This is a genomic window from Dietzia sp. IBK-p2-16D, from assembly GCF_057773085.1.
Genome location: NZ_JBYMTL010000002.1, coordinates 312,573 through 332,507 on the forward strand (window position 1 = coordinate 312,573; position 19,935 = coordinate 332,507).

The 19,935-nt window shown below is 68.9% G+C and carries 20 protein-coding genes; 10 read left to right on the plus strand and 10 right to left on the minus strand.

Features of this window, described 5'->3' with window-relative positions:
* Positions 1–51: 51 nt before the first annotated feature.
* Positions 52–1,695, minus strand: a complete 1,644-nt coding sequence (locus AC3DE3_RS05785) for an acyl-CoA dehydrogenase family protein (RefSeq protein ID WP_488369310.1) — start codon at positions 1,693–1,695, stop codon at positions 52–54.
* Between the two features lie 25 nt (positions 1,696–1,720).
* Positions 1,721–2,545, minus strand: coding sequence for an acyl-CoA thioesterase (locus AC3DE3_RS05790; protein WP_488369311.1), 825 nt, complete (start codon positions 2,543–2,545; stop codon positions 1,721–1,723).
* 319 nt (positions 2,546–2,864) lie between these two features.
* Here AC3DE3_RS05790 and AC3DE3_RS05795 point away from each other — a divergent pair, with 319 nt between their 5' ends.
* From AC3DE3_RS05795 to AC3DE3_RS05815, 5 genes are all read left to right on the plus strand, one after another.
* Positions 2,865–3,362: a hypothetical protein gene (locus AC3DE3_RS05795; protein WP_488369312.1), complete on the plus strand. Its 498-nt coding sequence runs from the start codon at positions 2,865–2,867 to the stop codon at positions 3,360–3,362.
* Between the two features lie 251 nt (positions 3,363–3,613).
* Entirely contained in the window at positions 3,614–4,363 is a 750-nt protein-coding gene (locus tag AC3DE3_RS05800) for a hypothetical protein (protein ID WP_488369313.1), read from the plus strand.
* An 87-nt stretch (positions 4,364–4,450) separates the two neighbouring features.
* Entirely contained in the window at positions 4,451–5,803 is a 1,353-nt protein-coding gene (locus AC3DE3_RS05805) for an alpha/beta hydrolase domain-containing protein (protein WP_488369314.1), read from the plus strand.
* 14 nt (positions 5,804–5,817) lie between these two features.
* Positions 5,818–6,186, plus strand: coding sequence for a hypothetical protein (locus tag AC3DE3_RS05810; protein WP_488369315.1), 369 nt, complete (start codon positions 5,818–5,820; stop codon positions 6,184–6,186).
* Positions 6,180–6,908, plus strand: coding sequence for an HTTM domain-containing protein (locus AC3DE3_RS05815; RefSeq protein ID WP_488369316.1), 729 nt, complete (start codon positions 6,180–6,182; stop codon positions 6,906–6,908). The genes AC3DE3_RS05810 and AC3DE3_RS05815 overlap by 7 nt, the downstream gene beginning before the upstream one ends.
* A 676-nt stretch (positions 6,909–7,584) precedes the next feature.
* Here AC3DE3_RS05815 and AC3DE3_RS05820 read toward each other — a convergent pair.
* Positions 7,585–7,965 (minus strand): tautomerase family protein, encoded by a 381-nt coding sequence (locus AC3DE3_RS05820; protein WP_488369317.1) that lies wholly within the window; start codon positions 7,963–7,965, stop codon positions 7,585–7,587.
* A gap of 40 nt (positions 7,966–8,005) precedes the next feature.
* Positions 8,006–8,404 (minus strand): PaaI family thioesterase, encoded by a 399-nt coding sequence (locus AC3DE3_RS05825; RefSeq protein ID WP_488369622.1) that lies wholly within the window; start codon positions 8,402–8,404, stop codon positions 8,006–8,008.
* A 183-nt stretch (positions 8,405–8,587) separates the two neighbouring features.
* On the opposite strand from AC3DE3_RS05825, the gene AC3DE3_RS05830 reads away from it, so the two are divergent.
* Positions 8,588–9,922, plus strand: coding sequence for an aminotransferase-like domain-containing protein (locus AC3DE3_RS05830; RefSeq protein WP_488369318.1), 1,335 nt, complete (start codon positions 8,588–8,590; stop codon positions 9,920–9,922).
* Between the two features lie 130 nt (positions 9,923–10,052).
* On the opposite strand, the gene AC3DE3_RS05835 is transcribed toward AC3DE3_RS05830, so the two are convergent.
* Positions 10,053–10,772 (minus strand): haloacid dehalogenase type II, encoded by a 720-nt coding sequence (locus AC3DE3_RS05835; protein WP_488369319.1) that lies wholly within the window; start codon positions 10,770–10,772, stop codon positions 10,053–10,055.
* Positions 10,773–10,938: 166 nt separating this feature from the next.
* Here AC3DE3_RS05835 and AC3DE3_RS05840 point away from each other — a divergent pair, with 166 nt between their 5' ends.
* On the plus strand, positions 10,939–11,676 hold the full coding sequence (locus AC3DE3_RS05840; RefSeq protein ID WP_488369320.1) for a mycothiol-dependent nitroreductase Rv2466c family protein: 738 nt from the start codon (positions 10,939–10,941) through the stop codon (positions 11,674–11,676).
* A 95-nt stretch (positions 11,677–11,771) separates the two neighbouring features.
* On the opposite strand, the gene AC3DE3_RS05845 is transcribed toward AC3DE3_RS05840, so the two are convergent.
* From AC3DE3_RS05845 to AC3DE3_RS05865, 5 genes are all read right to left on the minus strand, one after another.
* The gene (locus tag AC3DE3_RS05845; RefSeq protein ID WP_488369321.1) at positions 11,772–13,175 is read right to left on the minus strand and encodes an MFS transporter; all 1,404 of its coding nucleotides are present in this window, start codon (positions 13,173–13,175) and stop codon (positions 11,772–11,774) included.
* On the minus strand, positions 13,172–13,639 hold the full coding sequence (locus AC3DE3_RS05850) for a MarR family winged helix-turn-helix transcriptional regulator (RefSeq protein WP_488369322.1): 468 nt from the start codon (positions 13,637–13,639) through the stop codon (positions 13,172–13,174). Before AC3DE3_RS05850 ends, AC3DE3_RS05845 begins: the two co-directional genes overlap by 4 nt.
* A gap of 159 nt (positions 13,640–13,798) precedes the next feature.
* The gene (locus AC3DE3_RS05855; RefSeq protein ID WP_260485892.1) at positions 13,799–15,124 is read right to left on the minus strand and encodes a lipase family protein; all 1,326 of its coding nucleotides are present in this window, start codon (positions 15,122–15,124) and stop codon (positions 13,799–13,801) included.
* A 173-nt stretch (positions 15,125–15,297) separates the two neighbouring features.
* Positions 15,298–16,638, minus strand: a complete 1,341-nt coding sequence (locus AC3DE3_RS05860; protein WP_488369323.1) for a DUF2254 domain-containing protein — start codon at positions 16,636–16,638, stop codon at positions 15,298–15,300.
* Between the two features lie 92 nt (positions 16,639–16,730).
* Positions 16,731–17,348 carry a TetR/AcrR family transcriptional regulator gene (locus AC3DE3_RS05865; RefSeq protein WP_488369324.1) on the minus strand — a complete coding sequence of 206 codons (618 nt, stop codon included), beginning with the start codon at positions 17,346–17,348 and terminating at the stop codon, positions 16,731–16,733.
* 123 nt (positions 17,349–17,471) lie between these two features.
* On the opposite strand from AC3DE3_RS05865, the gene AC3DE3_RS05870 reads away from it, so the two are divergent.
* The 3 genes from AC3DE3_RS05870 (at position 17,472) to AC3DE3_RS05880 (ending at position 19,935) form a co-directional block, all read left to right on the plus strand.
* Positions 17,472–18,839: a cytochrome P450 gene (locus tag AC3DE3_RS05870; RefSeq protein WP_488369623.1), complete on the plus strand. Its 1,368-nt coding sequence runs from the start codon at positions 17,472–17,474 to the stop codon at positions 18,837–18,839.
* Positions 18,840–18,944: 105 nt separating this feature from the next.
* Positions 18,945–19,523, plus strand: coding sequence for a hypothetical protein (locus AC3DE3_RS05875; RefSeq protein WP_488369325.1), 579 nt, complete (start codon positions 18,945–18,947; stop codon positions 19,521–19,523).
* Between the two features lie 121 nt (positions 19,524–19,644).
* Positions 19,645–19,935 (plus strand): metal-sensitive transcriptional regulator, encoded by a 291-nt coding sequence (locus AC3DE3_RS05880; protein WP_488369326.1) that lies wholly within the window; start codon positions 19,645–19,647, stop codon positions 19,933–19,935.

Here is a 19,935-nt window from a genome sequence, read left to right on the forward strand (position 1 = left end):
CCGCCGCTCCGCCCGCCACCCCGCCCGTCACTTGCGCGCGACTCCCGGGCCTCAGGCCCGTGCGACCAGCGTGTCGACGTCCACGCCGTCGGGCAGGGCGCCGTACTCGGCCGAGCGGTCGTCGCCGAGCCGGGCCAGGCAGAACGCCTCCGCGACCGCCGCCGGCGCGTGGGCGAGCAGCACCGCGCCCTGCTGGGCCAGCGCCATCGCCTCGACCAGTCGACGGGCGATCGCCGGCGCCGCGCCCGGGTCGGCGGCGGCGCGGCCGATGAGCGCGCGCACCCGCTCGACGTGCCGGTCGTACAGCTCGTGGCCGCCCAGCTGCGCGGCCAGTTCGGCGTCGAACGCGGCCACGGACTCCGGCTCGCGGGCCATCGCGCGCAGTACGTCCAGCGCGATGACGTTGCCCGAGCCCTCCCACACGGCCAGGACCGGCTGCTCCCGGTAGCGGCGCGCGAGCGGGAACGACTCGGTGTACCCGTTGCCGCCGAGACACTCCAGCGATTCGTAGGCGTGGTTCGGCCCGCGCTTACAGATCCAGTACTTGGCGACCGCGGTGGCGAGCCGGCGGTAGGGGGCGAACTCGTCGTCGTCGTACGCCGAGGCCAGACGCAGCGCGGTCCACGTCGCGGCCTCCGCCTCGAGCTGCAGGTCCGCCAGGACCGCGGCCATCGCGGGCTGGTCGATCAGCGTCGCTCCGAACGCGGCCCGGTGCCTGGCGTGCCACGCCGCCTCGGCCACGCCCTGGCGCATCCCCGCCGCCGCGCCGAGCACGCAGTCCAGGCGGGTCCGGCCGACCATCTCGATGATCGTGCGCACACCGCGGCCGGGTTCGCCGACCATCCAGCCGAGCGTGCCGTCGAACTCCACCTCCGACGACGCGTTGGACTTGTTCCCCAGCTTGTCCTTGAGGCGCTGTACGAGGAACGGGTTGCGCTCGCCGCCGGGCAGGACGCGCGGGACGAGGAAGCAGCTCAGACCGGCCGGTGCCTGCGCCAGCACGAGGAACGCGTCCGACTGTGGCGCCGAGCAGAACCACTTGTGTCCACGCAGGACGTAGCAGTCACCGTCACCGTCACCGACAGGCTCGGCGGTGGTGGTGTTGGCGCGGACGTCCGAGCCGCCCTGCTTCTCTGTCATGGCCATCCCGAACAGCACTCCCGACTTGGTGGCGGGGTCGCGCAGTTCGGGGTCGTACACCGTCGACAGCAGCGCCGGCTCCCACTCGGCGGCCAGGTCAGGGCTCAGCCGCAGCGACGGGACCACCGCGTGCGTCATGGACAGCGGGCAGCCGTGACCGGCCTCCACCTGCGAGACCAGCATGAACCCCACCGCCCGCTCGACGTTCGCCCCCGGCCCCGGGTCGGCCCACGCCGAGGTGTGCAGACCGCGGGACACCGAGTACTCCATGATCCGGTGGTAGGCGGGGTGGAACTCGATCTCGTCGACCCGGTTGCCCCACCGGTCGTGGGCGCGGTGGACCGGCGGGTAGGTGTTGGCGAGCTCGGCGTCGTGCTGGTACTGCTCGGTGCCCACGTGCCGACCGATCTCATGGAACGCCTCGACCCGCGCGTGCGGCGAGAAGACCGCCACGGCCTCCTGCAGCGCCGGATTGAGGGCGTACTCGTCCACGTCCACCCGGGGTGGCGCCTGGTTGAGGACCTCGTGCGTGGTGTGGTTGCGGGTCGCCGACATGGGCCCTCCTAGCTCTTGAAATACCTCAGCCCTTGAAATACATAAGCTGCGTTCCGGTGGCCAGCAGCCTGCCGTCGCGGCTCCACAAGCGCGCTGCCTCGTCGTGGTAGTTGCCGTGGAACCGGTGCGAGTGCACGCTGCCGAGCAGGAAGTCCGTGCCCTGCGCGGTGATCTCGTCGGCGGTGGCCAGGAAGTGGATCGTCAGCGTCACGGTGCCTGCCGGGACCGGCCGACCGAGCCGGAGGAAGGCGCGGGGGAAGAACGAATCACACATCGACGTCAGCGCGACATGGTCGAGATCGCGGGTCGGCACGTCGCGGATCCACATCGTCGTCGTCGACTCCGGGTTCTCCTCGCCCGAGGCCACGTCGTCCCACCCACCGGTGACGAACCGCATGTCGTAGTTGTCCACCCACCGCACGCCGCGATCGGCGCCCGTGGGGCTGAGGTCCTCGGGCGCGGGGACGACGGGCGGTGCGGCCTCGGTCTCCGACCACGTCTCGCGCCGTAGTCCGGTGAGGGCGGTGGCGGTGGTGACCACCTCGTCGCCCTGGCGCATCTCGATCCACCAGTGCTGGTTGGAGCGGTTGGTGCGGGCGGGGCGGGCCTCGATGACGAACTCGCCCTCGGCGACCGGCCCGGCGTAGTTGAGGGTCAGCGCGAGCGGGTCACCGTGGCGGTCTGGGTGCTGCAGGACGGCGTTGAGCATGGTGGCCGCCGTGGTGCCGCCGAACGGACCGATCATGTTGGCATACGCCTCGTGCGTGCGGCCGCGGAAGAGGTTCTCGCCGATCGGCTCCAGCGTGACCGCCTCGTCGAGAACGTGGGTGGCGATGTCCTGGCTGGTCACGAGACCTCCTGTCGGGCGGGGAGGGCGTCGCCACCGGGGTCGGCGCGCGCCGTGGGCTCACCGTACCGAGCCGGACGGCGACGACGACGAGGAACGCCCGTCCCCGCCCATGTGGGCGCCGGGCACAGTGTGCGGAACCTGCCGATGAGCGGTGTATGAAACGCGAGCCTTTCTCTTCTGCGGCAGTCGTGGCGGCCGGATTGCTCAGCGGTTGGGTGGCTGCGGGGGAGACCGGAAAGACCGTTGACCCGGTTGCTGACCCCTTCTAGCATGTGATCGACGTCACCTTTCCTTGGCGTCAGCGCGGTAGGAGGCTCCCATGACCGGATTCACGAGAACTGTCGCCGCGGCCGTGGCCGCCGCTGGCGTCGCCGTCGCCGCAGCGCCCACAGCGGCGGCGGTCAATACCGATTCACTCATGCCGCCTCCGGCGAACTGCTCGGTCGACGTCCAACGGATCGCGTCCGAGACGCCGGGTCCGTTCCCAGGCGTCGGCTGGATCGTCGGCGCGCACGCCAACCTGTGCGGCGAGCTCGGTTTTCTCTTCCTCGAGACGGCTGGGGGGACCGTGTCCTCGCCTACCAGAGTCGTGCTGTTCCATCGCGGTGAGCGCGTCGCCACCCAGCCGGGTGAGACTCCGCGAGTCCTCCTGGGCCAGCACAGCAACTTCCACGTCGAGCTTCGCATTCAGCAGGAGCCGGCGCCCGGGCAGCCGAATGCGGCCGCCACCTACAACTCGACTGTCTACGTGTGGAATCCACTCGCCGGGGCCGGCGATGCGACCCCGGTCCCGCTGCCACCGGGCTTCCGCCTCTGATAACTCCGATGGCAGGCGGCATGGGTGGGAGCTCGCGTCGGCCCGCTCCCGCCGCCCTCCGCCAGCCTCATTCCCTACTCGGTGATCGCGTGGCTGAGACATGCTGCCCGCCCACTACCCGGGTGCGGCCGGCAGGGGATCTGGAGAGTTCGTCATGGGCGGGTCAGGGTCGTTGACCCTCATGGCGACCCTGAATATAGTAAGGGGGACCTCACAATCGGTGTGGCCTCCGAGCGGGCGGGAGACGCGCGATGACCGGACTGCCCCAGCCCGTCACCTCGAGAACACTGGTTGTGGTTCTCGCCGCCCTCGTCACGGTGCTCGTGGTGGCGGTCGGTGTGACGGCGCTCGTCAGGCCCGGCGGCAAGGGCCCGGACCGGGTGGCCGGTGACGCGACGACGTCCGCTCCCGTGACCTCACCCTCGTCGCCCCGGATATCGCGACTCGTCCCGCCGGCCTCCGCCCCGGAGGTCACCGGAGTGCTCGAGGTGTCGGGGCCGGAGTGCGACGCCGGGGTGATCAACTCCGACCTGCTCTACCCGAACAGCGGCGCGCAGATCATCGACTGCGGCTCCGGGTGGGCGATCATGGCCAGCGCGGTGTCGGGCGACCCCTACTGGGTGGCGTACTCGGGGGGCAGGTGGCGCAGGGTCGGCGACGTGTCGATCTACCTGGGGACCTGTCCGGCCGACGCGATCGCCCGGGGGGCCCCGGCGTGGATGGCGCAGAAGCACCTGGGTGATTGCGGGTCGCGCGACCGGCGGGGCGCCCCGCCGTCGACGCCCTCCGGCTCGTCGACCGTGACGACCTCGCCCTCGCCCCCGGTCGCGACCTCACCGAACCGGACGAGTTCGCGGACCGCGACCCAGGACGAGGACTCGACGACCCCGGCGACGAGCACCCCGAACACCACGCGCTCCAGCGTCACGACGCCGAGCTCGACGACGGCCACCGAGGTGCCCACGTTCACCACCGCTGAGGCCGACGCCGCCGGAGAGTGACCCGCCCGCGTAGGTCGACAGTGGTCCGGCTGCGGCTGTGGACGAAAGGGATCCGGCGACGGCGGCCGGCGGGGGAGAATCGGACCCATGCAGCCAGTCGTGACCCCGACGTTCACCGAACTCACCGAAGGCCGGATCGCCCCGCCCATGGCCGCCCGCCCGGGCCCGGACCTCGCGGAAGCGGGGTACACGGAGTCGGAGTGGGCCGCGTCCGGCGAGGCGGCGTCCTACGCGGTCGGCGAAGTGCCCACCGACGGGCGAATCCAGCTGGCTCAGGCCGACTCGGCGCCGTTCGCCACCCGCGTGCTCGTCCGCCGGCCCGATGCCGAGCGGTTCAGCGGGGTGGTGCTGGTGGAGTGGCTCAACGTCAGCGGCGGCCAGGACGCGGCACCGGAGTACACCTACCTCGCCGACGAGATCATCCGGGCCGGCCACGCGTGGGTCGGGGTGTCGGCGCAGTTCATCGGCGTCGAGGGCGGTGACGCGGCCGTGGGGATGGGCGGGCAGACCACGGGCCTGCGTGCGCAGCGCCGGGAGCGCTACGGCGATCTGCACCACCCGGGCGATGCGTATTCCTACGACATCGTCACGCAGGTGGGCCGGTTCTGCCGCGATGCCCGCGACGACGGCCCCCTGGCAGGGTTGGCGCCGGAGACGGTGATCGCGATCGGGGAGTCGCAGTCGGCGATCGCCCTGACCTCCTACATCGACGGCGTGCACCCGCTGGTCGGCGTGTTCGACGGGTTCCTGCTGCACAGTCGAGGCGGCGGGGCACTGCCGTTCGACGACCGTGGCCGCGCGGCCGGAATCGCCACCGCCGTCCGCTCGTCCACGATGCTCCTGCGCGACGACCTCGACACCCCTGTGTTGGTCGTCCAGGCCGAGGGCGACCTGGGCGGCCTGCTCGACTCGGCGCGCTCGCGCCAGCCGGACTCTGACAACGTGGTGACCTGGGAGATCGCCGGCCAGGCGCACGCGGACGCCTACCAGTTGGGAGAGCTGGCGGGCCTGGTCGACTGCGGTGGTGCCATCAACAGTGGCCAGCAGGTGTTCGTCGTGCGGGCCGCGCTGCGTCACCTGGTGTCGTGGGTGGCCGGTGGGGCCAGGCCGCCTGGCGCGCCGCCGGTCGAACTCGACGACGACGAGGTGATCGCCGGCGATCTGGGCATCGGCCGCGGTGGCGTACGCACTCCAGCTGTAGAGGCCCCTGTCGAGAAGTTGGTCGGGGCCCCGTACCTGCAATCTGCGCCCTTCTGCATGCTCCTCGGACGCACGGAGGAGGTGGCCGAGGAGCAGTTGCGTCAGCGGTGGTCGGGCCGGGACGAGTACCTGCGCGCCTATGAGGAGGCCACCGACCGGCTCATCGCGGAGGGCTTCCTGCTGGCCGACGACCGCGCGGAGATCCTCGCCGACGCCCGGCCCGAGCGCATCACGTGGTGAGGGCGGGCCGGTCGATGGCGCGGTCCAGGGTCATCTCCCTGTGCACCGCTGCGGTGGTCGTGCTCTTCGTTTCCGTCCAGATCGCCCTGCCGACCCTCCTCCTGGCCACGCGGTGGGCCGAGGAGGGAGGACTTCCGACCCGCGAGTACCCGTTCAGCTGGCAGATGTTCTCCGCGGTGGAGCACGGGACGTACACCGGCTCGACCGCGGAGGGCGCCGAGAGGGTGCTGGATGTGGGAGATCTGCCGATGGTCACCCGCGCGATCTCCTACAGCGATGCCGTGCCGGGGATGCTGTGCCAGCGGTACCCCGATCTGGTCTCGGTGGCGCGAACCGGTGTCGAGGACGGTCTGTCGGTCCACGAGAGGGAGTACCGGTGCTGACCGTCTTCCGAACCGTCTTCGGCGCGTTGGTCGCGGTCAAGGTGCTGCAACTGACGGTGGTCGCGTCGATCTCCCACGAGGACGGGATCGGGTTCACCGACCAGGCACCGGTCGCACTGCCTGTGGGGGTGGCAGTCCTATCGGCGGCGTTCCTGCTCGTGCGGGGCTGGTGGCCTCGGCTTGCGGCCGCGGCGGCGCTCGCGGGACTGTCGGTGTTCCTTTTCGGTCTCGGGATGTACAACCACCACACCTATCTGATGATCGTCATCTGCGCGATCCTCGCGATGGGTGTGAGTGAACCCCAGCTATTGAGGATCCAGCTCACGATCGTCTACGCCTTCGCCGCCCTGACCAAGGTCAATGAGACGTATTTGTCGGGTTCCGAGCTCTATGCATCCATGGTCCAGCACGGCTTCTGGCGGACCATCGTCGGTGCCGATCCCCCTCCCCAGTTCCTCGTGGCGGTCTCAGTCGCGTCCATCGCGATCGAGGCGTTCCTGGCAGTTGGGCTCTGGTTCGCGCGGACTCGCTGGGCGGCGTTGGTGGTGGGGATTCTCTTCCACATCGGGCTCATCACCTTCGTCACCGACGGGGTGGGCTTGTTCCTCGATCTGTCGATCTACGGGGCGATGATGCTGTGCCTCTACCTGCCGTTCTTCCGGGATCACATCGCCCCGCCGGTCCGGGACGGTTCGAGGGCGCTACCTGCGGGTCGGCCATGACACTGGATGAGGACAGTCGCCGGATGCAGGCGACATGATCGGCCTTCCCGGCCAATGGGTGAGCGGTACCTGCCAAGGCACGTGGTGAGCACACCATTCGGAGCCATTTAGTGCCGTTCGTATCCGGGTCCTCCCCGTCATCTGACGACTGACGCCACATTCGTCGAATCGACTCGCGACCCGCGAGATAGCTGGCTCGAGCGGATCCCGCTGGATTACACCCGTGCGGGACGGCATGCCGCCAACCGTCGCCGCTGTGTCACAGGGTCTAGTTTGATACTTATGAAACACCTTCCCGTGGGGTTTAGGATCTATTGATACAGATTCCGGGCGGAAGGGTCTCCTCATGGCTGATCGAATCGGGACGTTGCTGAACCGTTCTGGTGATGGTGGCGAGGAGGTGCTCATCGTCAGCCGCGGGAGTGTGCGGACTCGGTTCCGTCGCCGGGACGAGCTGGGCTGGAACTTTCGGGTGGAGTCGACGGACTCGGAGAACATCATCGAAGGGAGACCGGAGTCGAAGCCGAAGCCGGCTCGCCGGGCCTCGCGTCCGCGCGTCGGTCAATGGCCCCGCCGGCGTGATGATCGGTGTACTCATCGGGCGGGGCCCATTCGGGTAAGGAAGCTTGCCAACGCTCCTGTGCTGGGCTGCGACGGGAAGTGCACCGAAGATCGGCTAGGCGTATTGCGCTAGTCCATTTCCGAGTGACCAGTTTTCTTGCGCTACCTCGACCAGGCTCACGAAAACGTCTTCAGGCCGAAGGCCTGGATCCTGACCCGCGAGTTCGGCTATCCGTCCGAAGAGTGCTTTCTTCTGTTCAATCGTCCGCGTGTTGTTCGCAGTAATCTGTATGAAGACCAGGTCGTCCGTCCGTGGGATCCCGAGATAAGATTTCCCGTAGCGAAAATTCGCAGCATCGTGTTCGGTGATAACCGCAAATTGGTCATCCTCCGGAACGTTGAAGGTCTCGCGCAAACTTTGGTAGACGCTGTCGATAATTGCTTGCCGGTACGAGTCGGTCTTGCCGGCAAGCATATTGATGTGAACAAGAGGCATATTCTTACTTTCCTTCTTCGTCGCCCGGCAAGGGGCGTGCTTATCGGCCTTCCGCCTTCTCGCCGCGCAGCGTCATCACGGCGCTGGTCACTGTCGCGACCGGCTTTCCGTCGAGGCGGGTGATCTCACAGAGGTAGTGACTCACCGTTCGTCCGCGGTGGGTTGCGTGTGCTGTCGCGGTGAGCTGTTCACGCCACACCGGTCGCAGGAACGTCGCCTTGAGATCGATGCTCGTGAACGATTCACCCGGACGGATCAGCGTGGACTGTGCGGTGCCGATCGCGGCGTCTGCCAGCTCGACCAGCATCCCGCCGTGCACAGTCCCCTGCTGATTTCCATGAACTGATGCGTCGGCATCCAGTTGCACCACCGCGCGGCCGAGATCGATTTCGGCGATTCGGAAGCCCAGGAATTGGGAAATCGCGGTCGGATACCGCATGTGCGTGCGATCGCCCGGCTCCAACGTGCCGGCGACATGCTTGCGGAGGTAGTCGATTACAGGAAGATTCTGCAGAGCGTCAGGCATGGGGTCCCTCTCGTGATGTGGTTGGCCCAGACGCTAATCCCCCGGGGTTGGTACGATCCACATATTGTCCTAGATACACACGCGGAAAGGAGGGCTGTGCGTCCAGCCGCCTACAAGTCGATCGTCGATCAGATCGCCGCAGGCATCCGCAGCGGTGAAATGCCCGCCGGAACCAAACTTCCTACCCACCGTGCACTGGCCGCCGAGCGCCGGATCGCCTTGGCTACGGCCACGCGCGTGTACTCCGAGCTCTCCGCAATGGGATTGATCGCCGGAGAACCCGGGCGAGGGACCTTCGTCCGCGATCAGCAGGGGCATGACGGACTGGAACCGTCCCGGCGACTCACCGTGCCTCGCATCGCGGACCTGTCGTTCAACCAACCCTTGGCGACTGACCAGGTCACACTGTTACGCCACGCGCTGCGCGAAATGTCGACTTCGGGCAATCTCGATTCACTCCTGTATCAACAACCGCCCGGCGGACGCAGTCACGAGCGGGCCATTGTCGCCACCTACCTCCTCGACCGGAATATCGACGTGCCCCCCGCAAGGGTTCTCTTGACAGGAGGGGCACAACAGGCCCTTGATTGCGTCTTGACCTCCACCGCCAAGGCGGGCGAGGTCATCGTGGGCGATGCACTCACCTATCCCGGCCTGAAAATGGTGTGCACCGCACGTGGACTCGATCTTGTCGCTCTCCCTACGACTCCCGACGGCCCGGACCTGGACGCGCTCGACCGGATATGTGACGTTCGACCCGTCCGCGCGATCTACACCATGCCCACTGTCCACAATCCCCTCGGTTGGACATTGGACGACATCACGCGCGAACGCCTGGCGAGCATCGCCCGCGCCCACGACGTCCTTCTCGTCGAGGACGGAACGTACGCCTTCCTCGACGATCAAGCACCGCCGCCGCTGCAGGACATCGCCCCGGAGCGAACCTTCCACATCGCCAGCCTGTCGAAGAACGTCGCCACCGGCCTGCGCTTTGGATTCGCCGTGGCTCCCGACCAGCACGTCGAGACACTCACACGTAGCCTGCGCGCCACGAGCTGGGGCGCCCCCGGCATCGTCACAGCCTTGGCAACCGGGTGGATCAAGGACGGGACCGTCACCAGGCTGGAGGAGGGGCGACGCGGTGACGCCCGATCCCGTCAGCAGATCGCGCGCCGAGCACTCCGCGGGATGGAGTACACAGCCCACCCCGCGTCGTATTTCGGCTGGCTACGGCTGCCGGCGGACATGCGCGCCGATCAGGCTGCAACCCGGCTGGCCGAAGCCGGGATCTTGGTCTCCACCGCAGAGGCCTTCGCCATCACGCCCCACGCGCCCCACGCGCTCCGTCTCAGCCTCGCCACTCCAGCTCTCGGCGATCTGGAGGGAGCTCTAGAGCTGCTTTGCTCGACCCTTGCAGCCATACCTCGGTGATTGCCGACTGAGTGTGCTCTACCGGAGACACCTCGCCGTGATGACCATTGTCGGCCGCAGTGTCTTCGGAAGCCTGCGCGTAGAGGGAGGGTTCTGGTTCCGCAACCCGGACAGGGGGTCAACCGCCATCTCAGGCGAGGCGGCGCGCCAAGTGGTTGATGTCGGTGACCTCGAGGTCCGGCCTGGTGAAATGCTCTGGGTAGGCGCCGTTGGTGCGATTGATCCAGGCAGTCGCCATGCCGATACGGTGGGCGCCGTCGATGTCCCAGGGATGGACGGCCACGAGCATGGCATCTCCGGGGTCGACAGCGCACTGCTCGAGTGCGAACTCGTAAGCGGGGGCGGCTGGTTTCCACACGCCGGCGGAGTCGACGGACAGCAGCATGTCGAAGTCGCCTCGGACACCGGCGGACGTGAGCAGTTTCTCCGCGACGTGCGTCGAGCCGTTGCTCAGGGTGATCAACCGGATCCCCAGCGTCGTCAACGCCCTGATGCCGTCGACGACATCAGGGTGGGGGTCGAGGCCGCCAAACCCACTCATGATGTGTTCGACCGCCTCGTCGAGAGGTCGATTGAGCTGGACCTGCGACAGCATGACCTTCAGAAGCCCGGTGCCGATGTCGGCGAACGGGCGAGCGGCGCCGGCGGCGGTGAGGGCGAAGCCGTCGCGGAGGAGATCCGCGAACCACAGGGGGAACAGCGAGCCGAGTGCCCCGACGTCGGCGAACCGAGCGGACATCGCCGTGGTGTCGGACAGGGTTTCGTTGACGTCGAACACGATCACCCGTGGGCGGCGGACCCTCGGCCCGTCGCCTCGATTCTGTGCGCGATCGGCTGGTGTGTCGGTCACGTCGAGACCTCCTGGTCGCCGGGATGGCCGCACATACGGACCGTCGGTGTGCTGAGAATAGACGGCGGGCACCGCGGCGACCGCGGCGTCACTGCGGACCGGTATCGGTTCACGACGGGAATCCGCGAGCGCCGGGGACGTCGAGTGCGATGGCTAGGGTGAGCCCATGGACGCCGACATCAACTTCTACTTCGACCCGGTCTGCCCCTTTGCCTGGATGACCAGCAAGTGGGTGCGCCAGGTGCAGGCGCAGCGCGACTACTCCGTCGACTGGCGATTCATCTCGTTGCGCCTGGTCAACGCCCAGGTCGACTACGACGCGCACTTCCCCCCTGAGTACGAGGCCGGCCACACCGCCGGGTTGCGGCTCCTGAGAGTGGCGGCTCGTGCGCGAGCCGAGCACGGCCGGGCGGCGATGGCGCCGCTGTACGCCGCCTTCGGGGCGCGCATCTTCGACACCGCTCCCGACGCCGGCGACGACCGCAGCGAAGGCGAAGAGCGTGAGCGGCGCGGGACGAGCGAGTTCGCCGAGCTGGTCCTCGCCGACGCTGGTCTACCGATCGAGTTGGCGGACGCCGTCGACGACGAGTCGTGGGACGCCGAAATCCGCCGGGAGACCGACGAGGCGCTCGCACTGACGGGCAAGGACGTGGGCACGCCCATCATCCACTTCGAGCCACCGACCGGCGTCGCCTTCTTCGGGCCCGTGATCAGCCGGCTGCCACACGAGGACGCGGCGGCCGAGCTCTGGGACCACGTGGTGGGGCTCGCCCGTTTCCCGGGTTTCGCCGAACTCAAGCGCAGTCTTCGCGAGAAGCCGCAGCTCGCCGCGTTCGGAGTCGACGCGGACACGGTCGGCCAGCAGGAGGACTGGCACGGCGGCAGCCGTCGGCAGAAGAAGTGAGGATGACCGTTCGAGCCCCGGTGGCGAACCAGAGGTTCCTTCCTCGCAGCGGCGTCGCCTGAGGGCTGTTGCGCTCCAGATGCGGGACGCCGGGGCTACCGGTGAGCTCGTCGTCGTCGACCTGTGACGGCATGGAGCACCAACGCGAGCATCACCGTCGCGCAGCAGATCACACCCACGCCGAACGCCATCGTGATGCCCTCGTCGGTCGAGTAGGCGGAATCTGACGGGTGGGCGGCGAGGACCGCGGCCGACAGTGCCGCGCCGACCGCGCCGCCGACTGTGCGCAGCACCTGGTTGAAGCTCACTGCACTCCCGAGCTGGTCGACCGCCACGCTGCGGGCGATGAGCGCGGGCATCGCGGCGTAGCCCGACCCGATCCCGGCGCCGAAGAGGAACATGCCGATGGCCAGCGTCCGGAAGTCGCCGTGACGAAGCCACAACAGCACCGATGCCACCGTCATCACCGCCGCGCCGGCGGGCAGGAACACCGCCATGTCGTAGCGGCGGGACAGCGCGCGGACCACGCGATTGGCCACGAGGCTGCCCACTGACAGCGGCGCCATCATGAAGCCCGCCCACATCAACGGCACCGCCAGGCCGAAGCCGGTGTCGGCAGGTGCCTGGGCCACGAGGCTGGCGATGGACAGGCCGATGTACATGGCGGTGCCCAGGCCGATCGCGGTGGCGTTGGCCAGCAGGACCTCCGGTCGGCGGACCACGCGCAGATTGACCAGGGGATGCAGGGTGCGGATGCTGTGCACAATCCAGAAGAACAACGTGTTCAGCGCGACGACCAGGACGACCAGCGCGGTGGCCGACCCCCAGCCCCAGGTCTGGCCCTCGGATATCCACAGCAGCAGCGCGGCCAGCCCGCCGCCCAACAGCAGGGCACCGCCAACATCGAACGGCGTCCGGGGTGCGAGCGGATCGGGGCCGGCGGGGACGAAGCGCCAGACACCGATGGCCGCCGTGGCGACGAACAGCGCCGCGAAGGCGAACGCGGCCCGCAGGTCGAACGCGGCCGCGAGGATGCCGGTGAGCGGATACCCCAAGCCCATGCCCACCGAGACGGTGACCGACAGGGTCGAGATCGTGGGCTGGGATTCGGTGAAGGTGAGGTGTCGACGTGCCAGTGCGATGGTGATGGGCACCGTGCCGTAGAGGAGCCCCTGCATCGCGCGGCCGATGAGGAAGACCGTGAAGTTGGGCGCGACCGTGGCGACGATCGACCCGAAGAAGATGACGCCCAGACTGGTCATCAGCAGCGCGCGGGTGTGGGGGCCGTCGGCGAGGCGGCCCATGATCGGGGTCGCGACCGCGCCGACGAGCAGGTTGGCCGTGAGCATCCACTGTGCCGTGCTCACCGGGATGCCGAACTCCGTGGCCACCGACGGGACGAGCAGCATGCCCAGTGAGCTGACGATGGAGCTGGTCAGGGCAGCGTAGACGAGCGCCTGGACGAACCAGCGGGGTGCCGGTCGGCGGTGGGGGGTCATCGGGCGTCCTCCGAGTCGAGGCGGTGCAGGAGGGGGATCACCGCGGCGAGTCGGGCGCGCTCGGCGTCGTCGAGCTGACCGGTGAGCGCGTGGGTCAGCCAGTCCTGGCCCGCGCCGCGTTCGGTGCGGAGCTGCTCGCGCCCGTCTGCGGTGATGGTGACGAGGGTGCGGCGGCCGTCGGCCGGATCCTGACTGCGCGACACCAGACCGAGATCCCGGAGTTCCCGGACCGCGTTGGCGACGGCCTGGTGACTGATCCGCTCGAGGCCGGCCAGGTCGGTCGCGGTCAGGGGCCCGCGCTGCTCCAGATGGGACAGGATCCCGACCTTGCCCAGCGACAACGTCCGGTGGGAGTTGAACCGTCGCCACAGGGGGCGCAGTACTTGGCGGAGGTCCTCTGCGAGGTCGGCGATGTCGGGCCGCGGGGCAGCGGTCGGGTCGATGGGCGGGTCGGCGGGTGTCACTCCGGCGAGTCTACAACCTGCTTGCGCAACCTGCTTGCGCAACCGTAGGGGCGGCGGTGGGGGACGTATCGAGAAGACAGTTCCGCACACCTGCCTCTCGGCGAAGGTGTGCGGAACTGTCTTGTCGACGACGGGCCCGGCGTTCCGGAGCCGCTGGCCTCAGTAGGTCCCGCAGTTGCTCGGCGCCGGGACGCCGCCCACGCGGTCGTCCAGGTACCGCAGGGTGCTGTCCAGACCGGTGAGCATGGGCGCGGCGTGGCCGATCACCAGCCCGGGTGCGACGGGAGGCGACGGGTCGATGACCATGTCCACGGTGGCGCCCTGCGCGCACCAGTCGCGACCGAGCTGCTGTGACTGGTGACCGGGGACGACGTCGTCGTTCACCGGCGAGAGGATCCGCACCGGCGTGGTGGGCGCGAGCCGGCCGATCCGCTGACGCTCGAGGAACCCCATGAGCACCGGCTCGGAGCGCACGATGTCACCGGCCGACCGGCCCGAGACCGTGAAGTCGGTGGTGCGCTGTTGGAAGAACTGGACGGCGGTCTCGCCGATGCACTGGTCGGCGGTGGTGGCGAGCATGGCCCGGCCGCGGTCGTTGAAGTACGGGTCGATCAGCGGACCCATCTCCGGGTAGGCGTCCAGCAGGCTGTTGAGCGAGTAGCCGATCACTCCCGCGATCGCGGTGCCGTCCACCTGCTCGAGGGTGGCCAGCAGGTCGGCCGGCGGCGAGCCCGCAGCGGTACCGACCAGATTGACCTCCGGCGCGTACTGCGGGTGCAGTTCGGCGGCCGCGGCCACCGCGCCGCCGCCCTGCGAGTAGCCGGCGAGGACCGTGCGGGCGTCCGGGGCGACATCGGCGCCCGGCACCGACGCCGCGACGCGCGCGAGGTCGAGCACGGCGCGTGCCTGGGACTCGCGGTTGATGTACGAGTGCAGTCCCGGCGTGCCCAGGCCCTCGAAGTCTGTGACCGCGACGGCGTACCCGCGGGCCAGCAGGGCGTAGGCCTGGATGAGTTCGTACCCGAACCCGACGCCGGGCGGGTCCGTGCGGACGGTGGCGAGGTTCTGGAACGTCTTGGACGGCGCGCAGTGGTCGGCCTGGCCCTGGGTCCCCGGCGCGACGACCGCCAACGGGCGTGACCCGGGTCCGGTCCACGGTGCGCGCGGCTGCAGGTAGGTGCCGGTCACGGCGATGGCCTGGCCGCGCGAGCCGACGGAGGTGTACATGATCCGCTGCGCATCCGTGGACAGCGGGCCGGCGCCGTCGGAGATCGGAGCGGCGCCGGGGATCGGCGGGATCGCCCCGGCCAGCGGGAACGGCTCGGTCTTGATGAGCTCACCGGAGGTCGCGGGCAGGGCGGCCGGCGGCTGGTAGAAGGTGGGCGCCGGATCGTTGGACGACCCCTGAGCGCCGGCGGCGGGAGCGGCCAGGGCTCCTCCGGCGACTGCGGTGGCGATGGCGGCGGCGAATGCGGCTGCGCGCATCGCGGTTCGACGAAGTGGCACGGTCCCCCCGGACTGCTGTGGTGCGAGTCACTGACAAACGGAGTGTAATCCGTCCGTGCCCAGCACATGGACACCACCTGGGTAAGTGTTGTGCCAGCCCTTCCGGACTCGAGGCGACGAGGTCTGGTCGAGGAGGACGTGAGTGTGGATCGCTACGGGCTGTGGTCGGCCGGGTCCGTCTCGTCCGAGGCCATCGCCTGCAGTCGCGCCAGGTCCTCCGGATGTAGGCCCGGTTGTTCCGCCACCGCCTCCAGGGTCAACCGCATCTGACGATCGAGAGAGTCGGCGCGGGCGTGACATCCCGCGGCGTCGACGTGGGAGATGAGCATGCGCAGCACCCGGAGCAGTGTCGCCACCACCTCGGGTTGATCGAGGCAACTCTGACGTAGCTGGTCGAAAGCGTGCGCGACGTACTCGTCGGGGTGGAGGTTCCAGGGCTGGACCAGTACGCGTCCCTCGTCGTCGTGTATCGCGAGCGGCGCCGGCGGGCAGGTGAGGACCTTCCGCATCAGGGTGCCCAGGCGCAGGATGATCTCGACTGCAGTGGTGGGATCGTTGACCGCCGGGCTCAGTGCTCGTAGGCCGATGTCGACCAGTTGGCGGATGGCGAAGTCGACGTCCTGGAGCATGGTCCGGGCGGCGGTGACGTCGATTGCCTCGGCGAGCGCGTGCCGCGTGCGCCGCGTCTGGGGCGGGTGCACTGTGAAGAGCGGCTCGCCCTCGTGGATGTAGGCGCCCACCCTCGTCTCCAGTCTCACCGTGGTGCCCGGTGGGACACTGTTCAGCATCTGCTCGGTGTCCACCTGGCTGATCCACCCGCTGCGCCGCGAGCAGACGGCCGTGGCGTCGTCCGGCACGGGGAAGTCTGCGGAATCCGCCCCGTGTAGACCGTCGGGTGTCCGGCTCACCTTGGTGACCACGTCCCGTCCCTCGGCGGAGATGACGCGCGCGAGGTTGCCGACCTGGAGGCCGCGGGCCAGGTGGTCCAGGTGCGCGATGATGCCGACCACGGTGACCAGCGTCAGGACCACCGCCAGCGTCACGGAGATCCGTGGGGCGGGCGCCGTCGCCTCGCCGTTGATGCTGGGGAGGATGAGCACGCAGTAGAAGAACGTGCCGACCAGTAGCCCGATCACGCCCTGGCTGAGGCGGTCGCGGATGAACGAGCGCATCACCCGAGGCGAGAACTGGCTGCTGGCCAGCTGCAAGCTCACGACGGTGAGAGAGAAGACGACGCCGACGGTGGTGATCATGGCGCCGGCGACGGTCGAGACGAGCCACGTCGCGGCGTTGCTGCTCATCGCAAGCGTCAGCGGAACCTCCGCCTCGTCGCCGAGGTCGTTGTCGATGGCGGTGGCGGCAACCGCCAACAGCACGCCACCGAGCATCACCAGGGCGGGCAGGAGGAACAGGCTCTCCCGGAACCGGTACCGGATCCCGGCGACGCGCAGTCTCCACGCCACCCCCTCGCCGCCCATCACCGCGCCACCCACGTGCTCATACCGTCAGAGGGTACGTCGACGACCGGAGAGTGCCGGGCCGGACGGACGGTCCGCGGACCGGTTCGCCTCTCGTCCCGACGGGGTTAGGTGTGCATGCCCACGGCGAACCACCGGGTCGCCTCGTCGACGATGTCGTCGATGCCGGCACCGGTCTCGGACTGGAGCCATGCCGTGACGAGCTCGCCCAGGCCGCCCACCAGCAGCCGCGCGCTGATCTCGTCCCGTGGGGACGGGAGCGCGCGGGGCCCGAACAGGGCCCGGGCCTGGGTCACGACGAGGGCGGCGAAGTCACGGTAGAGCTCGTGTCGCCGGTGCCGGAGGGCCGGGACCGTGGCCGACTCGATGATCGCCACCCGGCCTTTGCGGGGGTCGTCCGTGAGCAGGGCCGTGAAGGCGGCCAGTGCGGCGTGCGCCTTTGCCGCGGCGTCGCCCTCGGTGTCGGAGAGCGCGGCGAGAACGGCGGCCCGGACCTGGTCGGCGATCTCGTCGACCAGTGAGAGAAGCAGCTGGTCGCGGCCGGTGAAGCTCTCGTAGAAGTAGCGCTCGGTCAGTCCTGCCTCGGCACAGATCGCCGTCATGGTGGTCCGCTCGACACCACGGGCCCCCGCGAGCTCCAGGGCGGCGTCGAGGAGCTGGCGGCGCCGGGCGGCACGGCGTTCCTCTGCGCTGGCGCCTCGGTAGCGGCGTGGGGTCTGAGCCATGTTCCGATCTTGACAGGGGGCCCTGTCTGATTCAAACTCGTTCAAACTGACAGGGCCACCTGTCAGACAAGCGGTCGGGTCGGCCGGTGACGGACAGGCCCGCTCGAGGATCGAGGGATGCTCGTGACACGGACATTGGCGAACGCACCGACGGGTAGTGGGCTGACCCCGGTTCCGGGAGACGGCGGTCTGCCGCTCCTGGGTCACGGGCTGGACTACCTCAGGGATCCGATGCGGCTCTGGGAGCAGCGATACCGCCGCTACGGGGCCGTGTCGTGGTTCCGCGCGTTCGGTACGAGGATCGTGGCGCTGCTCGGGCCGGATGCATCGGGAGTGGTGCTCCAGAACCGCGACAAGGCGTTCGCCAACGGTGACGCCTGGCAGTTCCTCATCGGCCCGTTCTTCGACCGTGGCCTGATGCTCCTGGACTTCGACGAGCACATGGCCCACCGCCGGCTGATGCAGGAGGCCTTCACCTCCGACCGCCTCGCCAGGTACGCGGCGGCGATCGACCCGGCGGTCCGCACCGCCGTCGAGGAGTGGCAGCCCGGGGAGCACGTGGAGGTCTATCCCCGGCTCAAGCAGTTGACGTTGAATCTCGCCGTGGAGGTATTCATGGGCGGCGCCCCGGGCGCCAGTCAGGAGCGTCTCGATCAGGTCAATGCCGCCTTCATCGACTGCGTCCAGGCGGCGACCGCGCTGGTGCGGTACCCGATCCCGGGCGGGCGCTGGCACCGCGGCCTGGTGGGTCGCCGCAGGGTGGAGGAGTTCCTCCGCGAGTACCTGCCGGCCAGGCGGGCGGGCGACGGCGACGATCTGTTCTCGGTGCTGTGCCGGGTGGAGGTCGACGGCGAGCGGTTCAGTGACGACGACGTCATCAACCACATGATCTTCCTGCTCATGGCCGCGCACGACACCTCCACCATCACCATCTCGACGATGATGCAGTACCTGGGTCAGCATCCGGAGTGGCAGCAGCGGTGCCGGGAGGAGTCCCTGGCGATCCCGGGCGAGGCGATCAGCTACGAGCAACTCGCGGAGCTGCGGTCGCTCGATCTGGTGATGAAGGAATCGCTGCGCCTGGTGTCCCCGGTACCGACGATCGCGCGCACGGCCGTCAAGGACACCGAGGTGCTGGGGCACTTCATTCCGGCGGGGACCATGGTCGCGATCGCCCCGTACTTCACCCATCACCTCGAGCAGTACTGGCCCGATCCGGAGAGGTTCGATCCGGGCCGGTTCTCCGACGAGCGCCGGGAGGACAAGGTCCACCGGCAGGCGTGGCAGCCGTTCGGTGGCGGGGTGCACAAGTGCATCGGCATGCATTTCGCCGGGGCGGAGGTGTCGCTCGTGTTGCACCACCTGCTGCGCAACTTCGAGTGGCACGTCGACCCGGACTACACGGCGCCGATGGACATGAAGTCGCTGCCCTTCCCGAAGGACGGACAGCCGGTCCGCCTATTGAGGCGGGCGGCGCCCTTGCGGGCGTAGCGGCGCGCCCGGACCGGCTCCCGGAAATTCAGGGAACTCATAGCCCGCCGGGGTAGCGGATGCTGTCGCATCAACATAGTATGTGACGTATCTCACACGGAGTGTGTGGGCTCACGGAAGGCGATCGCCATGACCATCCACGCCACCCCAGGTTCCGGGCACGCGAACGCCGAGCATGACGCGGCGGTCGGCAGGAGGAGGTCCCTGCCGATCGTGCAGAGCAAGATCGGCGCTCCGCTGGCCTTCGTCGGCCTGGCGATCGGCATGCTCAGCCTGTACCTGCCCTGGGTGTCCGGCGGCGGCCGGTCCCTCTCGGGTCTGGAGCTGCCCGAGGTGCTCGGTCTGCGGGAGATCACCCCGGTGAACTTCCTCGGGCTGGTCGGGCTCCTGTTCCTCACCGCGGTCATGCTCGTCGCCAGGCTGGGCATCTTCGCGATCCTCAACGCGGCGACCGCGGTCCTGGTCCTCGTCGCCCACCTCGGGTTCGTCTACGTGCTGTACGGCTCGACCGGGACGTCGGACCCGATCCTGTCGGGGCTGCCCCTCGATGCGGCGGTCACCTACGGCCCGTACGTCGCCGCGGTGGGATTCGTGCTGGTGATCATCGGTTCCGCCATAGCGGCGATGACGTCCGACTACCTGCTGCCGGATCGTGCGGAAGGCCGGCTCCGCGACCAGCTCTGATATCTCCGCTCGCGACCTCCCGGGTCGCGCGAGGGCCGCCAACCGGGTCGACCGGGTGGCGGCCCTCGCTGCATTGAGCCGACTCTTGCCAGAGGTACCCTAGGGGGGTACCGTATGCGGCATGGCTGAGCACGGATACACCCCGCACAAGGAGGACCACCTCAAGCGGCTGCGCCGCATCGAGGGCCAGGCCCGCGGGCTGCAGCGGATGGTCGAAGAGGACAAGTACTGCATCGACATCCTCACGCAAATCTCCGCCATGACCCGCGCCCTGCAGTCCGTCTCCCTGAGCCTGCTCGAGGAGCATCTCGGCCACTGCGTCGCCGGGGCCATCGAGAACGGCAGTCCGGAGGAGGCCGAGGCCAAGCTCGCCGAGGCCAACGCCGCCATCGCCCGCCTGGTCAGGTCCTGA